16 protein-coding genes are annotated in these 22,911 nt (G+C 41.0%); 7 read left to right on the top strand and 9 right to left on the bottom strand.

Annotation, left to right across the window (positions count from 1 at the left end):
• Nucleotides 1-66 precede the first annotated feature (66 nt).
• Nucleotides 67-1,617, bottom strand: a complete 1,551-nt coding sequence (locus J8M00_RS19400) for a methyl-accepting chemotaxis protein (protein ID WP_211012153.1) — start codon at nucleotides 1,615-1,617, stop codon at nucleotides 67-69.
• Between the two features lie 226 nt (nucleotides 1,618-1,843).
• Here J8M00_RS19400 and hemH point away from each other — a divergent pair, with 226 nt between their 5' ends.
• Nucleotides 1,844-2,863 carry a ferrochelatase gene (gene hemH / locus J8M00_RS19405; RefSeq protein ID WP_211012154.1) on the top strand — a complete coding sequence of 340 codons (1,020 nt, stop codon included), beginning with the start codon at nucleotides 1,844-1,846 and terminating at the stop codon, nucleotides 2,861-2,863.
• A 36-nt stretch (nucleotides 2,864-2,899) separates the two neighbouring features.
• Here the strand turns inward: hemH and J8M00_RS19410 are convergent, their stop codons facing one another.
• The 3 genes from J8M00_RS19410 to J8M00_RS19420 form a co-directional block, all read right to left on the bottom strand.
• Nucleotides 2,900-5,464, bottom strand: a complete 2,565-nt coding sequence (locus J8M00_RS19410) for a putative bifunctional diguanylate cyclase/phosphodiesterase (protein ID WP_211012155.1) — start codon at nucleotides 5,462-5,464, stop codon at nucleotides 2,900-2,902.
• A 273-nt stretch (nucleotides 5,465-5,737) separates the two neighbouring features.
• Nucleotides 5,738-7,144 (bottom strand): YfcC family protein, encoded by a 1,407-nt coding sequence (locus tag J8M00_RS19415; RefSeq protein ID WP_211012156.1) that lies wholly within the window; start codon nucleotides 7,142-7,144, stop codon nucleotides 5,738-5,740.
• Between the two features lie 121 nt (nucleotides 7,145-7,265).
• Nucleotides 7,266-8,780 carry a diguanylate cyclase gene (locus J8M00_RS19420; protein ID WP_211012157.1) on the bottom strand — a complete coding sequence of 505 codons (1,515 nt, stop codon included), beginning with the start codon at nucleotides 8,778-8,780 and terminating at the stop codon, nucleotides 7,266-7,268.
• A gap of 187 nt (nucleotides 8,781-8,967) precedes the next feature.
• On the opposite strand from J8M00_RS19420, the gene J8M00_RS28355 reads away from it, so the two are divergent.
• The 5 genes from J8M00_RS28355 to yfaE all read left to right on the top strand — a co-directional run bounded on the left by J8M00_RS28355 (nucleotide 8,968) and on the right by yfaE (nucleotide 13,978).
• On the top strand, nucleotides 8,968-9,273 hold the full coding sequence (locus J8M00_RS28355) for a hypothetical protein (protein WP_247687479.1): 306 nt from the start codon (nucleotides 8,968-8,970) through the stop codon (nucleotides 9,271-9,273).
• 41 nt (nucleotides 9,274-9,314) lie between these two features.
• Entirely contained in the window at nucleotides 9,315-9,782 is a 468-nt protein-coding gene (locus J8M00_RS19430; protein ID WP_211012158.1) for a nuclear transport factor 2 family protein, read from the top strand.
• A 182-nt stretch (nucleotides 9,783-9,964) separates the two neighbouring features.
• Nucleotides 9,965-11,944, top strand: a complete 1,980-nt coding sequence (locus J8M00_RS19435; RefSeq protein ID WP_211012159.1) for a hypothetical protein — start codon at nucleotides 9,965-9,967, stop codon at nucleotides 11,942-11,944.
• A 631-nt stretch (nucleotides 11,945-12,575) separates the two neighbouring features.
• Nucleotides 12,576-13,706: a class Ia ribonucleoside-diphosphate reductase subunit beta gene (gene nrdB / locus J8M00_RS19440; RefSeq protein ID WP_211012160.1), complete on the top strand. Its 1,131-nt coding sequence runs from the start codon at nucleotides 12,576-12,578 to the stop codon at nucleotides 13,704-13,706.
• Entirely contained in the window at nucleotides 13,706-13,978 is a 273-nt protein-coding gene (gene yfaE, locus J8M00_RS19445) for a class I ribonucleotide reductase maintenance protein YfaE (RefSeq protein ID WP_211012161.1), read from the top strand. Before nrdB ends, yfaE begins: the two co-directional genes overlap by 1 nt.
• Here the strand turns inward: yfaE and J8M00_RS19450 are convergent.
• The gene (locus J8M00_RS19450) at nucleotides 13,970-14,494 is read right to left on the bottom strand and encodes a YaeQ family protein (RefSeq protein ID WP_211012162.1); all 525 of its coding nucleotides are present in this window, start codon (nucleotides 14,492-14,494) and stop codon (nucleotides 13,970-13,972) included. The genes yfaE and J8M00_RS19450 overlap by 9 nt on opposite strands.
• Before the next feature lie 149 nt (nucleotides 14,495-14,643).
• Between J8M00_RS19450 and J8M00_RS19455 the strand changes: the two genes are divergently transcribed.
• Nucleotides 14,644-17,208, top strand: a complete 2,565-nt coding sequence (locus J8M00_RS19455; RefSeq protein ID WP_211012163.1) for a TonB-dependent receptor — start codon at nucleotides 14,644-14,646, stop codon at nucleotides 17,206-17,208.
• A 259-nt stretch (nucleotides 17,209-17,467) separates the two neighbouring features.
• On the opposite strand, the gene J8M00_RS19460 is transcribed toward J8M00_RS19455, so the two are convergent.
• From J8M00_RS19460 to J8M00_RS19475, 4 genes are all read right to left on the bottom strand, one after another.
• Complete coding sequence (locus J8M00_RS19460; RefSeq protein WP_211012164.1) at nucleotides 17,468-17,653, bottom strand: YqaE/Pmp3 family membrane protein; 186 nt, start codon at nucleotides 17,651-17,653, stop codon at nucleotides 17,468-17,470.
• A gap of 316 nt (nucleotides 17,654-17,969) precedes the next feature.
• Nucleotides 17,970-18,863 (bottom strand): hypothetical protein, encoded by an 894-nt coding sequence (locus J8M00_RS19465; protein WP_211012165.1) that lies wholly within the window; start codon nucleotides 18,861-18,863, stop codon nucleotides 17,970-17,972.
• A gap of 174 nt (nucleotides 18,864-19,037) precedes the next feature.
• Nucleotides 19,038-19,967: an alpha/beta hydrolase gene (locus J8M00_RS19470; protein ID WP_247687480.1), complete on the bottom strand. Its 930-nt coding sequence runs from the start codon at nucleotides 19,965-19,967 to the stop codon at nucleotides 19,038-19,040.
• A 260-nt stretch (nucleotides 19,968-20,227) separates the two neighbouring features.
• Nucleotides 20,228-22,693, bottom strand: coding sequence for an FAD-dependent oxidoreductase (locus J8M00_RS19475; protein WP_211012166.1), 2,466 nt, complete (start codon nucleotides 22,691-22,693; stop codon nucleotides 20,228-20,230).
• Nucleotides 22,694-22,911: the final 218 nt, after the last annotated feature.

A 22,911-nucleotide genomic window follows, 5' to 3' on the forward strand; every position in this document is an offset into this window, starting at 1 on the left:
CCCGTGTATGATGTGTTCCTTATAGTATCTATGAAAGGGCCGTCTAGGCCCTTTATGAAAATTCAGTTATCTTTTGAATCTTACCACTAATTCATGCATATCATTAGCAACGCGTGTTAGCTCCTCGCTGATCTCTTGGCTTTCTAACGAGCTAGTAACGCTAGAGTTAGCCAATGAAGCTATGTTCACCACCTGCTTGTTAATGTCTTCCGAAACGGTAGCCTGCTCTTCAACCGCGGCCGCTATCTGCATGCTGTTCACACTCATAGTCTCTATCAAAGAGTAAATATGCTCTATTTTTTGTGTTGAAGCGTTCAGTTTTTCAATACCAAGTTGGGATTCAGTTTCACCACGTTGAGCAATCACCTCTGACTCTTGGGTGCTTTGTGTCAACTCATCAATAATGGCGTGGATCTCTTTTGTCGACTCCTGCGTGCGTTGCGCTAAGTGTCTTACTTCATCAGCTACAACAGCAAACCCTCGACCTTGCTCGCCGGCTCTTGCAGCTTCAATCGCAGCGTTTAGGGCTAATAAATTAGTTTGCTCTGCAATCTGTTCAATAATTTGAGCTGCATCTGCGATTTTACTCGTTTGCCTTGCAACCCCTAAAACAGAGTCTTTAATATCGATAACCGTTGAACCTAGACTTTCTATTGATGTCTTAGTTTCCTCCGAACTCTTTGCTCCCTCTTTCGCCAACTCAAGGGCGTCAGTTGCATCCGCAGATGTCGATTGCACATTTTGTGAGACTTCATGAATAGTTGCAGCCATTTCATTCATGGCTGTGGCAACTAGTTCCGTTTCTTGCTGTTGTTGAGTTAATTGTTCAGTGGTCGAACGACTCTTATCAGCCGTTTGTCCCGCGCCGAATGTAACTTGCTTAGAAGCATGTTCAATTCGCGTGATCACAGTATCCAAATGAGCGTGCTCACTTAGTAGCTTCACGTGCAGTTCGGCCATTTTACCCTGCCATGGAGAATAAACCTGTTTAGACACTTCATCACAAAAACTATGCTTTAGGATTTGGTTTATTCGCTCTAACTGTTCATGGTCTCGGTATCGATTGTAACCAAAAATGGCGACGCTATTCACCATCAACCAAGCAAATGCAGAAGTCTCAGAGCCGAATGCATACAACCCTAAAGCACTTGCAAAAGCAGCTATTGGCCAGATGGTTCTAAGCTTTGGCAATTTAAAATTGCTTTTGCCACCACTTTGAATCGAGCCATAAAGCGCTTCAGCTCGCGCAATATTTTCTCGGCTTGGACAAGTTCGAACAGACTCATAGCCAATCACTTGGCCATTTTCTGTCATTGGGGTTACATACGCATCAACCCAATAAAAGTCACCGTTCTTACAACGGTTTTTAACCATGCCCATCCAAGGCTTACCAGCCTTAAGCTGGGTCCACATAGTTTTAAAAGCAAGTTCAGGCATATCAGGATGCCTAACTAAATTATGCGGCTGGCCTATTAGTTCTTCTTTTGAATAGCCGCTTATATTCTCGAAGTGCTCATTACAGTCAGTAATTATTCCTTTTAAATCAGTGACTGAAATGAGTTTATCTTCTGGTGCAAATCGTTGTTCACGATTTGTAACTGGTTGATTAACCCGCATTTAACTAAAACTCTCTGCAAATTACATTAAAACTCGACGCTGGATAGTGGAACATACGACTTCTATCGCGTTTAAGCAACTTATTTTCATCATATCGCTACAATTTTAAGACGTATAAGCATGATATAAGTTAAAAATATACAAGTTAGATCTAAATATTGATTTTGTACGTATACTCTTTACTGTAAAATATTGCCCGTATAAAAATGCCATCAAGGAGCGCTAAGTGTCCAGATTTTCAGCAATTACTGATAACCCCCATGAAAATCGATTTAACAACAGAGTCGGTGTATTAGTTACCAACTTAGGCAGCCCAGATGCCGCTACTGCAAAAGCACTTAGAGTGTATTTACGAGAGTTTCTCTCCGATCCGCGCATTGTAGAAATCCCTAGATTCATTTGGATGTTGATACTGCATGGCATAATTCTAAGGGTCAGACCAAGCAAGTCAGCTAAGGCTTATCAAAGCATTTGGACCGAACAAGGGTCTCCCTTAATCGACATAACTAAAAAGCAATGTCAAAAATTGCGAGAATACCTAGCAAAACATAATCATGATGATGTAGAAGTCGTTATGGCCATGCGTTATGGCAACCCATCTATTGAAGCGGGTCTAGAAGCATTGCGTGAACAAGGTATCACTAAAATCGTCGTATTACCGTTGTACCCACAATATTCGAGTGCAACAACAGGGTCGACGTATGACGCTATCTCTCGTGTACTTACTAAATGGCGCTGGGTACCCGAATTGCATTTTATAAGCGGTTATCACGGTAATGCAAAGTATATCGAAGCATTGAGTAACTCTGTACAAGAGTATCTTGATAATAACCCCACGCCAGAAAAAATCTTATTTTCATACCACGGAACCCCAAAAAAGTTTCTAACAGATGGCGACCCATATCATTGTTTTTGCCACGCCACCACTAATGCCGTAGTGTCTAAGTTGGGGTTAGATACGGATAAAGTTATCACAACATTTCAAAGCCGCTTTGGGCGCGCTGAATGGCTAAAACCTTATACCGACTTCACTTTGAAAGAACTAGCACAGTCAGGTACAAAGCATGTAGCGATATTAAGTCCCGCATTTAGTGCAGACTGTTTAGAAACGCTCGAAGAACTTGAGGAAGAAAACCGCGAATATTTCATTGAAGCTGGCGGTGAGCAATACGACTATATCCCTGCGCTCAATGACAGAGATGACCACATAGTGGCGTTCTACGATATTTTGAAGTCTCATCTTTGATATAGAAAAGCCACCTACTAGGTGGCTTTTTACTCATTATATTCTACTTTCCTTCACGGCAGATAATTCATAATCAGCTTTTTTTTCACTGTTGAACTCTTCAAGTAATTGAATACAAGCCCCTATGGGCCTAGCTGGACTGTAGTAGTAACCTTGGATGTGATCACAGCCAAGATCATTTAATACGTTTAGCTGAGTCTCTGACTCAACACCCTCAGCGATGACTTTTATGCCAAGCTGTTTTGCCATTTCAACCAAGCATGAAATCATTATTTGCTTACTTTTATCTTGCAGCAAACTGTCAACAAAAGACTTGTCAATTTTTAAGTAATCTACTTGGTTTTCTATCAAGTGACTTAGTGAAGAATAGCCTGTACAAAAATCATCTAGTGCAATTTTTACGCCTTTCCCCCTTAAATCCCTCAGCAGTTGCCACGTGTAATGGTTTGTGGCCATAGACTCAGTCACTTCAACCGTAATGCTGCTATATGGGATATCATATTTTTCAATCGCTTCCGAGATCAGGTCAAACTGATTGTTACTGACCTTAAACTCATTGACTGATCTGTTTACAGAAATACTGATATCTGTATACCCGACTGATTGCACCTTTTTTAAATCCATACAAGCGCGTTCTAATACAAACTGGCCGATCTGTTGTATCAAGCCGAACTCTTCAGCAATTGGAATAAAGGCGCCAGGTGAGATCATGCCCTGCTCTTCATCAAACCAACGCACTAACGCCTCAAACTTAACAATTCTACCACTCGATTGATCGACGATTGGCTGATAGTAGACACTTAACAATTCATATTTGATTGCATGTCTTAGCTTGTCCCTCAGAGCGATTTTATTGAGATAAGCATTTTGGATTGCTTGGTTATGCAGCGCAACAGACCCTCTGTTAGTCTTTTTAGCACTTTCCAATGCGTGTGCTGCATTTCGGATAAATTTCGCCGCAGTCACTCGTGATTTGCAATCCAATTGAGCAACCCCTACGCTGGCTGTCAGCTCAATTGTTAGTTCATTAAACACATAGGGTTGTTTGAGTTTATCGCATAGTTTTGAGGCGATATCATGAGCACTCTGTTGGTTTGTTGCATCTAGTAATATTGCAAATTCATCCCCGCCGTAACGAGAAATGGTATCAGCCCTTCTTAGCCCATTTTTGAGCCGCTTTGCGACCGATATGAGTACTTTATCGCCTATTTCGGGGCCATAAATGTCATTCACTTCTTTAAAATGGTCAAGGCCAATAAAGAGCAATGAACAAGGCTGCAAAGTGCTTCGAGTTTGCGAAATTCTGGTTTCCAAAATATCCATAAAGCATCGACGATTAATAAGGGCTGTCAACGGCTCATGGTTTGCATAAAATGTGAGCTGCGCTTCATTTCTCTTCCAGTCCGTGATGTCGCGAAAGATGGCCACATAGTTGACGATATCACCTTCTTCGTCGCGTACTATATTCAACGTTAGCTCTTCGGGGAAGATTTGACCGTTTTTTCTACGGTTATAAATCTCCCCTTTCCAAGTGCCTTCTTTACATAGCTTTGTCCACATTTTGTCGTAAAATTCAGAGCTGTGTTTCCCCGAAGAAAGCACTGACGGGTTTCTGCCAAGTAGTTCAGTATCTGAGTATCCAGTCAACCGTTCAAATGCTCTATTTACCATCACAACTCGATTTTTGTGATCGGTTATCATGATGGCCTCAGTAGCGTGTTCAAATACGACATTGGTAAGTTCTAATTGCTTGTTCAGTGCATATATATACGAAATGTCCTGCACCGACGCGCAGAAAATACGCTCATCTTCTTGCTCATCTGAGCGTTCAACATGCCCGATAACTCGAAAAAGTCCTTTGAATTGGCTTCTGTCACTGTGAGAGACATTAATATCGATATGACTTATTTGTCCATTGCGGATTTTTTGCATTAAAACACGAAGTGACTTTTGGTCTTTTTCTTTTAGGCTATCGCAAAATACTTCAAATCCAATTTCCTGATCAGGTAGATTTATTAAGGTTTGCATTTCTTGGCTAAAGCTATGTATATTCCTGCTGATATTCCAAGACCATGAACTTAGTCTCGCAATACGCTCCCCTTTTGCCAACTGCCTAACTAGAATTTCCTGCGCGCTTAGCTCTAAATTGTGATTCAGCTCAGCGCCCACTAGTAAACTTAGTTCCCTAAACCAGTGTTTATCGTCACTAGATATCTCTATTTTTTCGTCGAAAAGACACACCATAATACCGATTGGAGTATGATCTAGCGCACGTAAGGTCACGCCCAGGTAACCATCTATATCGAATATCTTTAATATTTCGTCTTCAGCATACATCTGTTGTAAATTACAACTAATAGAACAAACACTTTGGCTGTCTTTAGCGTCTTTACAAGGCGTCCCTTCTAAATCATATATGATGTAGTTGGACTTTTCTCCATTGACTGAATAAGCCACGGTTTTTACTCGCGTATCTGAGTCAATGAATTTACCAATTAAACAATGAGCAGGCTGAAACTTCTCGTAAATCAAGTTTAATGCCAATTCATAGCGGGCTTCGCTGCTTGGCAAATTATAAAAAGTACTGAATGATAGCGTCATCGTTTAACAATCTTGTAATAATTATAGTTATTAATATGAACCGGAATGAATTCAACTAGCAATGATAATTAATCACCATTTAGGAATATGAAGATAGATCAATAAAATATCAATAACAAGAATCAGAAATATATAATCAACAATATCTCAACACTTTTATTCCAGCTTTACCACTTATAGACACAGACAATATTATGTCTGACATAAAAATGCCATTTAAAAAAACAAAAAAGCCGTCTATTAAAGACGGCTTTTTGTAACTAAAAGTCTAGTTTATTCAATAATTGGCTGAACATCTAGCCCGTAACCGAAGCTAACAGCAAGGACTAAAACAACAGATGCAGCTAATAATAGCTTACCAATCAATGGCAAACAGAACCTGAACCAATGTGTATAAGGTACCCCAGCCATGCCCAGAATACCCATTAATACTGCATTAGTCGGGATAATCATATTAGAGAAACCATCACCAAACTGGTACGCTAATACTGCAACTTGCCTTGGTACACCTACCAAGTCCCCAACCGGGACCATTAATGGCATAGTCACATATGCTTGACCTGAGCCTGATGGAATAAAGGTATTCAAGAAAGTTTGAATCACTAACATGCCTACAGCTGAAATCTCTGCAGCAACATGAGACAGTGGTGAAGAAAGACTATATACCAATGTGTGTAAAATCTGCCCGTCTTCTAGAATCAACGCAATACCACGCGCTACACCGATTAATACAGCCGTTGTCACAAGCTCTGATACACCATCAATAAAACGCTCTGCCGTTTCATCTGCTGATAGTTTACCAATAATTGCAATAACAACACCCCAGGCAACAAACAAACCGCCTAGCTCATATAAATACCAACCTTTCGTCGCAATACCCCACACAGCAATACACAGCGTGATGATAAAGCTAAATAAAACCGTTTGATGACGCTTATTCAACTTTGGATAGTTAGGTTTTGCTTGCCCTTCTAGCGGGCACGGCACACCAATCATCATGGACTGGCTAGGATCGTTTGAAACTTTTTTAGCGTAGCTCCATACATGGTGGAAACCGATTAGCACGAAGGGGACAAATATAGCCAATCTTAATTCAATGCCAGAGTAAACTGGAATATCAGCAATTTGTTGTGCAATTAACACCGTAAATGGATTAAATGCGGATACACCGTAACCAATACCATAACCGGCTACGATCATACCAACTGCCGTCATGGCATCTAGTTTCATCGCTTTACAAAGTGCAACCAAAATCAGTACAAAAGGGATATATTCGCCAGCTGTGCCTATCGTGCTAGACGCTAAGGCAAAGCAGAATACAACCATAAAAATCAAACGTTGTGGTTTAGTACCGTGTTTTTCAAGCAGACGTCCGATCAACGCATCAACTGTACCTGTTGCACGCGCAATACTCAGTACACCACCTACAATTAATACGAAGAAAATAACATCTTGGGCTTGTGCGAACGCTTTAGGAATTGCAGTGAGGAGATCCCACGGAGTAAGAAACTCTTTTTGCTCAACAAGTTGGTACGTACCTGCGACCACCATTTGTCTGCCGCTGTCGGTAACGCTAGTCTCAAAAAAGCCCTGAGGCACCACCCATGTGGCTAACAAGGCCACCACCATCATGCCGAGCAACAGCACGAGCGTGTGTGGTACTTTCAAAGTTTGTCCCATTTACTGCTCCAAATCAATAATATTATAATTTGGCGCGCATATTACCCACATTTAAGACAAAGATCATTGCCTAAGCTAAAAGTTTGTAAACGATATGCGTTTTTATGCACAAAAAGTATGCTTATGCCGCTTCGAAACAACAACTTTTGTTTCTTCCAGTTCGTTTTGCTTCGTAAAGCGCTTTATCTGCCATCTCGATGGCAGTGTCTATCCGCATTGCATTACTGCGCCATTGAGAGACCCCGATTGACACAGTTATATTAATTCCTGCTGGCATAACATGGTGGGATACCAACTTTCGTAAACGCTCCGCTGTATGCATGGCCTCATTCAGTGTTTGGCCTGGCATAAAGACCAAAAACTCCTCCCCACCAACGCGACAACAAAAATCGTTCACTCTGGCGTTTTGCCTCATTAATTTTGCGAGCTCTTTTAATACCTTGTCACCAGTGCAATGTCCATAACGGTCATTTATCGTTTTAAAATGATCGATGTCAATTGCCAATACCGAAAAGCCAGCTTCTGAATGTATACTTGATTCTAACCAATGCTCTAACGACAAGCGGTTATGTAAAGATGTAAGTTGATCTGTTTTTCTATCCATATCCAAAGATTTAATTACCTGCCTAACAGCTCGATTGCTTTGCAATAACGCATATTTGAGATTGGCAACTTCGTAATACCAAGCACTTACATTAGTCGCTTCAAAATTTGGCTTGTCTAGGGCTGCAAGTTGTTTGGCCAGCAGTGCTAAAGGCTTTGCGATCAAAATTCCGGCGCTCAGGATTAAGCCTAAAATCACCACCGTAAATGGGATGCTAGAATACACAACAGATCTATATGTCAGCGCCAGTTGTTCCAATATTGAATTGAGAGGCCTTTGGCTCACTACGCCCCAGCCAGTCATAGGAATAGACGCATAACCCGCCAACATTGGCTTGCCAACACTGTTGACTAGTTCTGTAGAGCCAGCTTTGCCACTCAATACCAGGTCTATGGCAATGTTATTTTGTATTTTTTCACCAATCCGTTCAGAATTTGGGTGGTAAAGTATCTTTTTGTTGTTATCTATCACATAGGAATATGAATCATCCGCATAGTGATGTTTGCCTAAGAGCGTGTTCAGTATCGTTTCACCATGAAGATAAATCCCACCAGCGACAAATCCTAAATACTGACCTTGGTTAGAAAAAAGCGGATATGTTGGGCTTATCATCAAATTGCCCGCTGGGGAGATAAAAGGCTCTAATACCACAGGTTTTTGAAGGCGAACCTGATCTAGCTGCGGAGTTGATATACGTTTGCCAATGATCGGTAAGCTCGGCTCGACCGCAACTATCGTACCTGTTGCATCAACAACAGCCAGCGAATCAAAACTATTTGTTTGCGATAATAAACGTTTCAACTCACTGTTTACGTTTGTTCCTTCTTGTATGTGTCCAGCTATATGATAAGAACTGACATTCAGCTGGCTATTAACTGACTGTAAAAACAGTTCGGTCACATCAGCAAGCTTTGTCGCATAAACCCTATTTGCATGCAACGTATCTTGAATGAACACGTTTCTGTGCACATTGTAGCTGGCAATCAAGGTATTAATGGAGGTTAAAACGACGCCACAAGTCGCTAATGCCAATATTAATTTTTTTAAATCAATTCTAAAAAGGCGTTTTAGTAATTTCGATAAATTTGCTTTAACCATATAAAGTTATATGTTTTCCCTGCAATTGCTATATTTTAGATCTGCAGCTGAGGTAAAAATTTAACCTAAGTCAAGAAGCCCACAAATAGTTCAATTCAATACAAAATACCCAGAAACAGCAATGGCTATATTTTCTGACAAGACTCCGAATGTAAAAGTGAGCCAAATTCTGGTTAATGCTATGCTTTCACTTTATAATGAGCCTTCATTTTCGGTTTTGGGACCTTTGATGGCTAAAAAGAGTAAAACGAACCCTCTAGTCACACGCATCACACTTGCCGCCGTTGCGCTCTCCTTTTTGTGGTTGTTTGCAGAGGATAAAGATGTATTGGTGCTCGGTAATTCTTTGGTATTGGTGTATGTTGTGTACGCACTTGCTTCTAGCTTTGTCGCCATTAAGAAAAAAAGTAAACATACTTCTAAATAAAGGCGACAAGGAAGCCAAAATAGAAAAACAAGGACTATTCAATGAAACAACTTATCGCACTCCCAGTAATTTTATTAGCTGGCTGCTCTGCAACTCCATCATTAGATCTAAAAACGCACCAACTTTGCGAACAAACACTCTATCAATACACAAAAATTAGAGACAAAGGAACAACCAAACAGTACACAGATTTGTTTACTCAAGATGCCACATTTAACGTTGAAGCGCTGAATGTGTCACTTTCGGGCCACCAAGAGTTAGCGCAACGCTTTGACTCTGCTAGGGCCAAAAACAAATCTATCCATTTACTTACCAGCAGCCGTATATTTACTGATGCGGATCAAAAACTAAGTGCATACTCAAACTTCATTTTATATTTGCAAAACAAGTCGAGTGATAGCGAAACTAAAGTACTTGCAGGTCGCTATTTAGATACATTAGAGGCGACTGACTCTACTTGTAAATTTAAACACCGCGAGGTGCTGGTTGACCGTGTAGACATTCTTTAGAGACATGTTTTCTTCACATTACTTCTAAAATAGCAATTTTAGGCTACATTCTATTAAGCTATTGGATCGCGCAGTCAACATTGGCCGGGAGCAAACAGTGGTTGTAAAAGTATATTACAAGGATTTGGCAGATTGTTAGATGCAATAGCAAAACTGTTTTAAATAACCTTGTAGGCAATGCTATGAACATGTATAAACCACTCCAAGGATTGTGCTTGGGTTTGGCCCTGTTGTCACTTTCTGGCTGTTTAGATAATGACGATGACGATCCAGTTACCACTCCACCCCCAACCGATCAAAGTACTAAAGTCACCGTTACACCCTCATTAGGTTTGATAAAAAATGCGGATGTTCAGCTACTTACACTTGCAAATAAGCAAGCTGTAGAAGGCGCAACAGGCTCGACCGGCGAATCCGGTAGCGCAACAATAACAGTGCCAAACGGAACCTCAGGACCATTCATTGTTGAAGTTAAACCAACATCAGAGTCTGAGTATTTTGATGAATCAAAAGGCCAATTCATGGCGCTTCCAGCGTCGACTACATTGCGCGCTGTTATGGCGACACTACAAGAACAAGTTGGCGTAACCACATTAACTGAAATTGCAGCCAACTCGATTATCTCAGCCAACGTAAGCGATGCTGATTCAGTCAATGCCGTCAATGAACAGATCAAAAAAGCGCTCGCACCGGCATTGGATAACATTTTACAAGTGCCACAATTGGTCTCAGAAAATGCAGCTGGATCAATTAACAATGATCAAGCTGGGATCTATGCCGCGACACTCGCGGGGCTTGCTAAACTTGGTGAAAGCCAAGACAATCCGGCCATTGCTATACTCAATAGCTTAAAAGCGGATTTCTTAGACAATGTGCTAGACGGTAAAGTTGGCGATAAAGCATTTGAAAATCCAATCTACAATGCTGATACATTTGTAGCGGATTTGTCTAGCCAAATCACGGCATATGCAAATAGTTTTGGGGTATCTGCCCTATCCGCGGATATAGCTGGAATATTTTCACTTGATGAAATAAAGAAAACACTAGAAGGTCTTGACGATATTTTAAAAGACCTTGATTTAGACGATTTAAACTTTGATTTCATACCTGGCGGATTATTACCTGGTGGCGGAGATGATGATGACGATGATCAAGACAATGATGACACAACACCAACTTTAACGATTACTGGTACATCCACTACAGCGGGAATTTCTGTGAATTTACCTGAAATTAAGCTTGAAAATATCCCAGCACCTAACCCTGAAGATTTAGCTGAGATTGAAAAACAAATTAAATCACAAATAGAATCCCAAGGTATTACTGTTTCTGATTTCTCTTTCAAGCTTGTGAGTGCAGATGAAACCAAAGTCGTAGTCAGTGTACAATATACCATCTCAACACAAGGCGTGACTTCAACATCAGATCTTACTTACACTTGGATGCCTGGATATTCTGGAGACAACGATGACTCAGATGACGATGGCAGTGACTCATTACCCGATGCCCTTAAAAGCAAATCCTTTACCCTGACCTTTACTATGAGTGAAAGTGGCTCGTCGTATAGCGATGGACAAGTTGTACAGTTTACCTTCTCAGGTTCTGGTGCTCTATTTATTGACCCGGACCCAGACGCAAATAATGGCTCTGAAATTACAATTGATGAGTTTGAAAAAGACGGTGAAAAGTATATCTATGAAGATGAGGAACGAGGGTTTAAATATGAAGTTTCTGTCCTCGATGGAAAATTCCACGAAATCAATTTAAGTACTCTGGAAGGTGGCACCTTCTTAGGTCAGTTTACAGAGAAAGCGACTGACGGCAGTATCCCTAATCTTGAGCTTGTGACTGCATTTGCAAATACTTATGCTGTGACTGGTGATGGCCATAGTCGCAATACGGTGATTATTGAATCAGATGGTACGATAGATTTTGATTCCGGCGTTAGTTTTGCTCCCTCGATGATTGTCGAAATTTTTGATAGAAGATCAATTGAAAATGAACCTAGGATTCAAATTAACTACGGCAACGACGATGACGGACCCGTTATTATGTTATTCCTAAATTCGGATCAACAATCCATTAAGATGATCCAGTACAGAAATAACGGCGAAAATATCGATATAGTAACCACGGTAGTTTCCGCGACTGGTGCTAATTAGCTTAGGCCAACTGTAAAGATTGCAAAAGGCCTTAGTGCCCTTTTGCAATCTTTCACTTCAGAAAAAGTCATTGCACAGTGCCTTCACTTACATACACGCATAAAAACGCAATTTTGCCTATGCTCTAACAAAGAGCAAACGTTTTATTCAATTGGATTAGAGTATGGCGTTATTAATGAAATTGATATTTATAGCTTCATAACCAAACGGAGCTGGACTGCATGCGAAACCTCACTTTCTTTCAATTTGAAATAAAGTTTCGCCTGACCGAACAATACACCTAGATGCCAAAAATAAAAACATAACCCACTGTAATTAAAAGCTATATTTAAACCCACTTGCCATGAACGATACATTGTTACACTTATCAATGCTCTTTTGTCAAGACACATAAGCGTCAATTGTCTGAAATATATTTGCGGTGAAAAATCTATTTCTGTGATACATTCGTATATTGAAAAACACGCTCTGGGTTTAATGACATGAAGTGGTAAGGAGCTGATTTGGGTGCAGTATCAAAATCATCGCTTTGACCGATTCACACTACTTCAGGTCATGATAAATTGTAAACTTTTCCGCGGTTCTAGCTAACTTTAGCTGCCGCCATATTTTTTGGTGTCGAGTATTATTTATGTCGTATTCTACGTTTAACAGAAAACATAATGACCAACTAAAAGAGCCAATGTTCTTTGGCCAATCTGTTAATGTATCTCGCTATGATCAACAGAAATATCCGATTTTTGAGAAGCTAATCGAGAAGCAGCTCTCTTTCTTTTGGCGTCCAGAAGAAGTCGATGTAAGTAAAGATAGATTAGACTTTCAGGCACTGCCTGAGCACGAAAAACATATCTTTTTGAGCAACCTAAAATATCAAACATTGCTAGACAGTGTTCAAGGTCGCTCTCCTAATGTTGCGTTATTACCAATAGTCTCTATTCCAGAATTAGAAACTTGGATCGAAACTTGGGCTTTCAGTGAGACGATCCATAGTCGCTCATATACGCATATCATTAGAAATGTAACGAAGCAGCCAGAGCTTATTTTCGACGACATAGTTGAAAACGAGAAGATCAGTGAGCGAGCTGATTCTGTTACTAAATACTATGATGAGCTAATCGAGAAAGTCTCAATATACAACATGTACGGCGAAGGCAAACACCAGATCAACGGTGAAACAGTGCACATTAACTTGTTCGAACTGAAAAAGTTACTATACCTTTGCATTATGTCAGTAAACATTCTTGAAGCGATCAGATTCTATGTCAGTTTTGCATGTTCTTTCGCTTTTGCAGAGCGTGAATTAATGGAAGGTAACGCCAAAATCATCAAGCTGATTGCACGCGATGAAGCACTCCACCTTTCTGGTACACAGCACATGCTAAACATCATGCAAGAAGGCAAAGACGACCCAGAAATGTCGATCGTTGCAGCTCAGTGTGAGCAAGAAGCAATTAAGATGTTTGTTGAAGCAGCAGAGCAAGAAAAAGAGTGGGCAGAATATTTATTCAAAGACGGTTCAATGATCGGTCTTAATAAAGATATTTTGTGTCAATATGTTGAATACATCACAAATGTTCGAATGACTGCGGTAGGCTTACCGGCTCAATTTGAAAGTAAGAGCAACCCTATCCCTTGGATCAATGCTTGGTTGGTATCAGACAATGTACAAGTCGCACCACAGGAAGCAGAGATCAGTTCATACCTTGTAGGTCAGATTGATTCTGAAGTCAGCGCTTCTGATTTTGGTGATTTCGACCTGTAATGGAAGAAAGGCCACAGCTAAAAATTTCAATAGAAGACCATGATGAGCCGCTTAATTTTGCGGCTCAGTCACCTTCGCTACTTTGTACGTTAGAAAAAAACAATATTGAAGTACCCTATCAATGCCGAGAAGGTTATTGTGGGGCCTGTCGCGCTAAACTACTTGAAGGTCAAGTCGCCTATAATCAAGAGCCGTTGGCATTTGTGAGAGATGGTGAGGTGCTATTATGCTGCTCAAAGCCACTGACTAATATTGTGATCAAACTAACGTAATCTCACGACATCGCTTTGAAAATACTCGTCGCCGTTACTGATGCTAATGGCGCCATTTTCAATAATTACATCCCAATGTAAGCTGCCGGTTAACGCATCAACTAGCTCATCAACGAAGCGTGCTTTGATAGCAAATATTTTAACGTTATTAAATGCGACTAGATGAGGCTCGATATCTTGAAACCACTCTGTATTCTCTACATTGAAAATAATCGTTTTCGAATAAAGCTTAGTGTACTTTTGTAGCTCACCGAGATCTGGCAGTTCGACAAATAGTGCATTTTCAATCTCGCCGTTTTCCAGTTCATGCCACACATCTGGGTGATGTTTCTCCCGGCTATTAAGCCATCGCACTTCATCTTTATATGACAATGCACAATAGCCTATTAACTTGAGCACAAAGTGCTGCAAGGTCTCGGTTTTTTGTAATGCGGTCGTAAAAGACTCCAAATGATTCGCCTGATGGAACAAATCAGCAATCTTCAACCGTACTTTAAAGACAAATGGCCCTGTCATATCACCGTCTTATAAACACCATATTATTTTAAATATAGGAACAGACAACCATAATTCAAATATAAAGTTATAGTATAACATCATTGTTTTATGCTTTTTGCAGTGTTATATTATTACACGTTCACAATCATATAAAGAAAAGAAGTATAATGTTTAAGCAATCTTTGATTTCTCTAAGCGTCAGCGCAATTATGCTGTCAACATCAGCTCATGCTGGTGAGTTAAGCGGTAAAGTCGTCGATAAAAACAATCTCCCTGTCGGCAATGCAAGCGTACATCTGCACGGTAAGTCTCAAACCATCAAAACAGATGAAAATGGCAACTTCACCATTTCGGTAGACGCTGCTTCTGAGCTTCATGTTTCAAAAAACAATTTTATCGATGAACGTTTAAGCGTTAATCCAGATTCTCCTTTCGTTACTGTAACGCTTACACCTAGTTCTATTGAAAGTATTGTTGTGTACGCTTCAGCGCTTCACAAAAGCAATATGGAGATGGCGTCTCCGGTTACTGTAATCAGCGGTGATAAGCTAAAAAATTCTGCAAAGCCAACGCTTGGCGAAACGTTAAAGGACCTTCCTGGCATCAATGCGAGTTACTTTGGTCCAGTATCATCAAGCCCAATCATTCGTGGCTTGGACGGCCCTCGCGTAAAAATCACACAAAATGGCCTAGACAGTAGCGATGCTTCACGCATCGGCCCTGACCATGCAAATACAAACGATGCCCTAAGTGCAGAACAAATAGAAGTTCTACGCGGTCCAGCAACACTGCTATACGGCTCAGGCGCTATTGGCGGCGTTGTTAACGTGGTTGATAATCGTATTCCAACAGATATCGTTGAAACACCAAATGGTGCTGTCGATTACAGTCATGACACTAACTCAAATACCAACACGGTTGCTGCATTATTTGAAGCTGGCCATGACGGGTTCAACTTCCACTTTGACGGTGTAAAACGCAAAGGTGGCGATTACGATACGCCAAACTTTAAACTGCCAGGCGATCATGATGAGCATCATGAAGATGAACATGGACACGAAGGCGAGGAACACGGCCATGACGAGCATGAAGGTGAAGAGCACCCAGCTGAGTATGCTGAGAAAGTAGACAATACATTCATTGATTCTGAAGTATTCAACATTGGCACAAGCTATGTGTCAGACCACATGACTGTTGGTTTTTCTTACGGTAGCATCGAAACAGACTATGGTATTCCAGCTCACAGTCACGATCATGGACATGATCATGATCACGGCGATGAGCACGATCACGATGATGAACATGGCCATGACGAACACGGACATGATGAAGATGGTCACGATGACCATGGTGATGAAGATGCACACGGCCATGACGAAGAAAATCACAACGTGTTTGCACGCGTTAAACAAGACCGTTGGCAGGCGTTATTCAACTACGCGCTTCACAATAACTGGTTAGAATCGATTCAAATTCGTGCTGGATACACAGATTACGAACACGCGGAGATTGAAGCCGGCGCAGTTGGTACAGTTTTCAAAAACGAAACTACAGAACTAAGAACTAACTTCGAACACCGTATCGGCCAGTGGCATGGTATCTTTGGATATCACTACTCTGATAGCGACTATGAAGCGCAAGGCGCGGAAGCGTTTACTCCAGCGACTAACACCACAACACACGCATTCTACGTACTAGAAGAGCGTGAGTTTGGTGACTTTACGCTCGAGTTAGGTGCACGTGTTGAAAACTACGAATTAAGTAGTCAGATCACAGAAACGCATATTGGTCACGATGATGATCATGATGAGCACGGTCATGACGAAGACGAGCACGGCCACGACCATGATCACGAAGAAGAGTTAGTCAAAACTACTCGAATTTCTGATTACACGTTAGACATGACCAATGTTAGTGCGTCTGTGGGTGGCGTATATACCTATGCTCCAGGTCACAATGTCGCAGTGAGTTTGTCTCGCTCTGAGCGTGCACCACTTACGGCAGAATTGTTATCTAATGGCTTGCACATCGCAACTAGCACATATGAGTTAGGTCTAGGTTACCATATCGAAGGCACTGAAATTCATTTCGAACCTACTGACATCGAAAAAGAAACAGCGACTAACTTAGACATTAGCTTCCGTCGTTTTGTTGGTGATTTTGGATACACAGTAAACTTCTTCTACAACGATATTGCAGATTTCTACTACCAAGAAAAAACTGACTACTTCTTCACATCAGAACACGGATTAGAGGTAGCTGATCACGAGCACGAAGGCGCACGTGATGTTTATCAGTTTGTTAGCCAAGACGCAAAACTATACGGTTTAGAGTTTGACGTACACTATCAAATCAACGAATTGAACCGAGTCAAGGTATTTGGTGATCACCTACGTGCCAAGTTAGACAACGGACAAAACTTACCACGTATTCCAAGTAATAAACTTGGTGTGAGTTATGCGTATGAGAGAGGCTCGTTCTCAGCTGATATGACAATCACACGCTACCTAGAGCAAGACGAGATTGCATCATACGAAACCGTTACTAAAGGTTATACACTGGTCGATGCTAGCATGAGCTACGATTTCGATGTACAAGGCGTCGATATGGTCGGTTACTTGAATTTAGAGAATCTTACTGATGAGTTGGGCTTTGTACATAGCTCATTCATCAAAGAACAAGCGCCTCTGCCTGGGCGTAATGTGAAGCTTGGTATTAGAGCTTACTTCTAACCAGTTCCTTTCTTTTATAGAGACCCAAAATGCTGTCCTTCGTGGCAGCATTTTTATTTGTAACCCCCCTACTTAACTGAGCTGCCCTCTTAGTAAAATTCAGTTTTATCTCAAAGACTTTAAGCACTATCTAGATAAATTAAAACGGAATGCTTTAGTGAGTGGTAAAACCGATTAGTTTATATAGCGCACTGTCGATAAAAACGTATTTGGCGAGTTGGGTTTTAAACCTGACTCGCCAATTTTAGAAAAAGTTATTTTAATCACCTGTTTTATTCGTAACGACTAACCAAATGGCATGGATCATACCAGGTAGGCCGCCTAGTAGCGTAAGCACAATATTGATAAAAAAGTGCGCACTAAATCCGACTTGTAAAAAAGCGCCAATTGGTGGTAGAAAAATAGCAAAAATTAGATTCACAATACTTACGTTGTTTGAACTCATGTCTACTCTCTATTTTCAATATAGTTATCATGACTGGAGTACATCCAAACCAGCCATATGTCATCTCTCCAACTAGAGTAGCTGTAAACTATGACTTTATTTCAAGCGCCCAATATAGAGCCCAATGAATACTCACAGCTACCGTTATAAAAGATAGCTAAAAACGCCAAAAGTACTAACCTTTAAATTTCAAATAAATTACGATATGTATACATCACTACATACCAAATAACGAGATAACACACGACTCCCCGTCACACCATTGATTTGACTAGATAGCACAAGACACACGTAAGCATGCAATTTGCTGAAAAGCTTATATGGCGCAGAGACTACCAAGATTCTTGATATTCACCCAGTTCCCACCTTCAGACCAACTCGCTTTATTGGACGCAATATACTGAAATTCTATTTTTGATGGTGGAATATGCTGTGTTACGGCCATGAACGCATTGCCTTGAGCTTCATCTAGTATCACCTCTTCTTTTTTAAGATCTACTTTCAGTATTACAATGTCGTTTTCAAACTTTCGAAGCCTTTTGATGTAATCTGTTCCTTCATTTTCAGCTCTGTGACGGTCGAAAAAATAAATGTGCGTAGAGCATACTATCTCCTCGGAGTCGTAATAGAACTTTGTATACGCCACAGCCAGCGCTTTTATCCACTTGTAGAGATGATTGTCCGATTTTAAGAATAGCCCTGCTAACTCCTGTTTGGTTTGGGGTTTAAGTGTGAAACGCTTGGTGCTGGCGACCATGTCTTTTTTGAATAGTGATGAATGAGATATCTTGTCTACCACTTCAATTTTTAGTAACAATAATGCCAACTCCCTAGCCATGTTTTTTGCAGGAGCAGACGTGTGATACACCTGTCCTAGCAAGCACTCGAGATTCATTAAATACTGTTTATGTAGTTGAACAGGGTCTAATGCCAAGCTGCTTTCTAATAGTTCAGCTTGCTCTTTTGCTAGTCGTATCAGCGCCGCGTGTAGCCCCTTTGGATCATTACTCTGTGTTTCTCGAGCAATAAAGCTTGCAAAATCGTTTAGTTGGCTAGAAACCCGTTTGTCATAGTTCTGTGCCTTATCAATGTCAAAGCTGCCACCGGCCGTCGCTCTTTTTTTATTGGTCCGAAAATAGTTGGTGGACAAACCGCCGTCTTTAATTTTTTCTGCAAGACTAAGTGTCGTATAGTGATAATAAGCCGTCATTCAATAACCTCTTAAAATTAGTTGCTACAAAAGCTGTGTTCAGCTTACAGATTAAGAAGTTACGGCGTACAAAACTCGCCCGTTTTTACTCGATTATAAGTTAAAGCGATTGTAAATTTCGGTGAATTCATAGCATGCTAACTAGGAATTCACCGGTGAATGACAATACACCTACTAGCGTGCTTGTTCCTCGGTTTTAATTTGGTTTGCAACTTCTAAAATACAGCTTTGTGCGGATCTACTCACACCACAAAGCTGGAAAAAACCGTGGATAACACCCGGATAGCACTCACAATACGCTTCAACTCCATGGGAGCGCATTAACTTGTGAAGCTTTTCCCCTTCATCACGCAAAGGGTCAAACTCAGCGGTGATAATAGTTGTACTCGGCAATCCACTAAAGTTGCAACCTAGTAAGTTTAGCTCGGTCTCATCGTTCAACTCTTCTTCACTATTTGCGTATAAATGGAAACCAGATAACAGCATGTTTGCTGTGATAATATAATCTGCTCCATTTTCTCTGTAGCTATCCGAACTCCCCTTGGGGTCTAACATAGGGTAAATGAGAATTTGACGACGTGGTAACCACTGTTGATTTTGCTTGAGCCTAAGCGTTGTGGCTAATGCCAATTGTCCACCAGCACTATCACCAACAAACACTATTTGCGCCGAATCACCACCATATTTTTGTCCAAACTCTTTAATACCGAGCGCAGCTTGGTAAACATCATCATGAGCCGCAGGGTATGTATGCTCTGGTGCTAGCCTATATTTGATACAGATAACAATAGAATTGGACAAATGTGCTATTTGTCTCAACTGAATATCGTGAGTTTCAAAACCGCCACTAATAAAACATCCACCATGAAAATATACGGTTATTGGTAAATTAACCTGATCATTCGGTTTGTATACCTTAACCTGAACGCCATTAATAACATCTATAAATTCATCTCCTATTCTAGGGCTTTCACCCGCCAACGCTGTGCTCGCTATATAGCCCGTACGTCTTTCTGAGATGGTTTGCGTTGAAGGGCATGGCTTTCCATTGGCATGAAATTCGTCGACTAGCTCTCTAATCCCTGCTTCAAGAAAATTGGTCATTATTTAACTCATTTATTAATATAATCAATAAATAATATACCATTTTGGCTAAGCACATTGATAGTTAAAGTATTATTTTAAACTGTGTTCAGTGCATTATATAAATATATTACTTTTATCTATTACAAGGGTTCCTAACTTCAATATCATCGAAGCAGCTTAACTAATACACCCTATCCAAATTTAGTTGAGAAGCATTTTAAGTGAGCACTTTGACGGCCGCCGCTAAGGGTTGGCCGTCAAAATGAGCGTTAGATGATTTAAGGCACAGGCATGAAGCTGACGTCACCATGGATCGAGAGGTTGTTCTCATTTTTTGAAGTATCATTGGTATTTACGGCCAAAGGCCAATGCGCTACCAGCCCATCTCCAGCAATTACATTACCTTGGTTATATTGAATAGAAACTTCTCGACTGTTAAGCCCACGACTCCAAAGTCTCACTTGTGAAATGTCGCCCGTATAGTGAGCATAAGGTTCTTGCGCTTGCTGCACAGATCCTACAAATACGTCTAGAGAATTTGAAACGTTTAAGGGGCTTTGCTCTGCGGCACCTGAGGGGGTTGATTTAAGAACTTTTCCATCCAAGTATAGCTTTAAATCTCCCTGTACTCGAACCGCCACGATTTGGTGCCAACCTCCATCATTTGCTTTTGCAGGTTCGCTAATAGTCTGATAGAAGGTTTCACCATTATCGGTGGCAAATTTAATAGCGCCATTGGGCTGCACAACCAATAGATATCCGCCGCTTCCACCTTGTGTCGACTTACTACCAACTAAAGTGCCAGCGCTAGAAGTGCGAATTGTTGCTTCAATACTGAAGTCACCTTGCCCAAACCTGTATGCAGAGATAGAGGAAGCCCCCAGATATCCCCTCTCTTTCAATGTGCAAAACCCAGTATTGTCGCCTGGTGCATAGTCATACATATCTTTGGAAATACCTGTTAGTGGCGAGTTTTCAATGATTGTTGCGCCAACGAATTGAGCCGCGGCGCATGCTGCATTAATTCCCGTCGGCATCGCTCCTTCAAGCCATCCTCCCGCCCAAGAGATGCTATCCCCAGCAAGAAATAGGCCTTGTTCTTTTTGCTGATATTGGAAAAATGCATCTTTGTTGCTTTGTTCCTGACCCGGATAGTTCAGTTTGAAGGCTCCATAAATATAAGGCGTGCTTTCCCAGTCAATACAAGATACTTTTTGCGCTTGTTTTTCAAGCAACGCTGCAAATTCAGGGTTCACAGCATAAATAGCAGGCAAGAACTGTTGAAAACGCTCTTCTGGAGTTAGCGCAAGCAATTTCGAAGAATCATCACCCCACACGTAGCTAATTAGCACCACGCCTTTGCCTTTTGTGTTTGGTTCTCCATCAATATCTTCATCGTAATTAAGGCAATATAGACCGCGCATCAGTTCGTCTGTCTGAATATTGAAGGGCAACTCTTTTCCTTCTGGGTTATTGTCTGCATACCAAAACTTACGCTCTGTCGTAACAAATAGTTTTGATGAGTTCATTAAATGAAGGTTTCTAATTGCAACTTTTGCGTTTTGAGGAATAAGGTCTTGTGATTGACCGGCCTGCAGCGAACTCATACTATTCGGGACAGTGAGCCCCATGTACTCCATTGCTCTTGTCGTTGTCGCAACAACCACTGAATCGAATTGAGATATGTCAATCCGACCACCATTGTTACTCACCGACAGTTCATATTTGTCAGCTGATTTAGCGATGCTTTTTATCTTAGCATTTAACTCAATCGATACCTTTGGAATTCCGTCTGCTGTTTTAGCATCTAGCAATGCAAATTCAAACGCTTGCGTTAGTGCACCAATTCCATCTAATAATAGCTCTTGGTTATCTTCCCAACCATTCGCAAACAGCCTGAGTATCTCGACAAAGTCAACGCCATACAATGGTCCAAACCCTCCTGCCCCTACACCCAAAGCACCGAACTTGTTCATATCTTCTTGTGTCCATGGAGGTGTAGCGAGTGCCCTATTTTGTGCTAACTCAAAAACCGCATCAAAATAGGTAACGCCAGCATATTGAGTAATAATTTTTTGCCATGCATCGACCACTTTTTGTTTAGTTTGCTCAGAAGGATCCGACTGATATATTGCCCAGTAATCAAAAAGCTTACTCGGATTCTCTACATTAGGAGCCGATACATCACCTAACAAGTAGTTGATAATACGACCGAAATCATCACCAATTCTTTTAAAATCGTCGCTATCTGGCGTCGGCTCGTCTTTGGGCCAGTTGATTACCTGATTTTCATATAATAATTTGGTCGGTACTTTCCCTGGATCTGGAAAGTTAGGCGTTGCTTTTAGGCCAAACTTATCGAGGTAGTGATACAAGGTATATGAAGTAGGTGGAAAACGCATGCATCCAAGCTCAAAAACCTTTTGATTCAAGTCACCATCTTCAATGTAAACCGAATCCATGCGCCCGCCTAGGCGGTCCGCTGCTTCGTACAAGGTAACGTGAATATTTTCGATTTTTGACAGTTCATAAGCGGTGACCAAGCCAGAGGCCCCTCCACCAATGACAGCCACTTTTTTCTGTTGTTTTGGTGCGCTTGATACAATCGAGCCATTTGCGTCTGAACGGTCTAAAAACGCTTTGTAATCGAAAAGCGTATCTATCATTGAGTTAGGTACAAACTCCTGATTATCAGCAGTAATTGTTTTAGAACGTAAACTTCTTGGCATTGAAATAAAAGGCATGATTTCACTCCTTGTAGGTTAAGTTAACACTATAGGAAAGGTAGTTTTTTATGCCTATTACAAAGTATTACATGCGTCATTCTACAAATTGAGCCCTGAACTCCAGATCATCGCGCTATCAATACCTCGTTCAAATGCTGTCCAACCAAGTAACTATTTTCATGATTTAACGATATCACCAAGAAAAAGCGTAAAGCATTTATAGTTAATTACCCCCC

Origin of the sequence: Pseudoalteromonas luteoviolacea (assembly GCF_018100925.1) — a bacterium.
Classification (GTDB): Bacteria; Pseudomonadota; Gammaproteobacteria; order Enterobacterales; family Alteromonadaceae; genus Pseudoalteromonas; species Pseudoalteromonas obscura.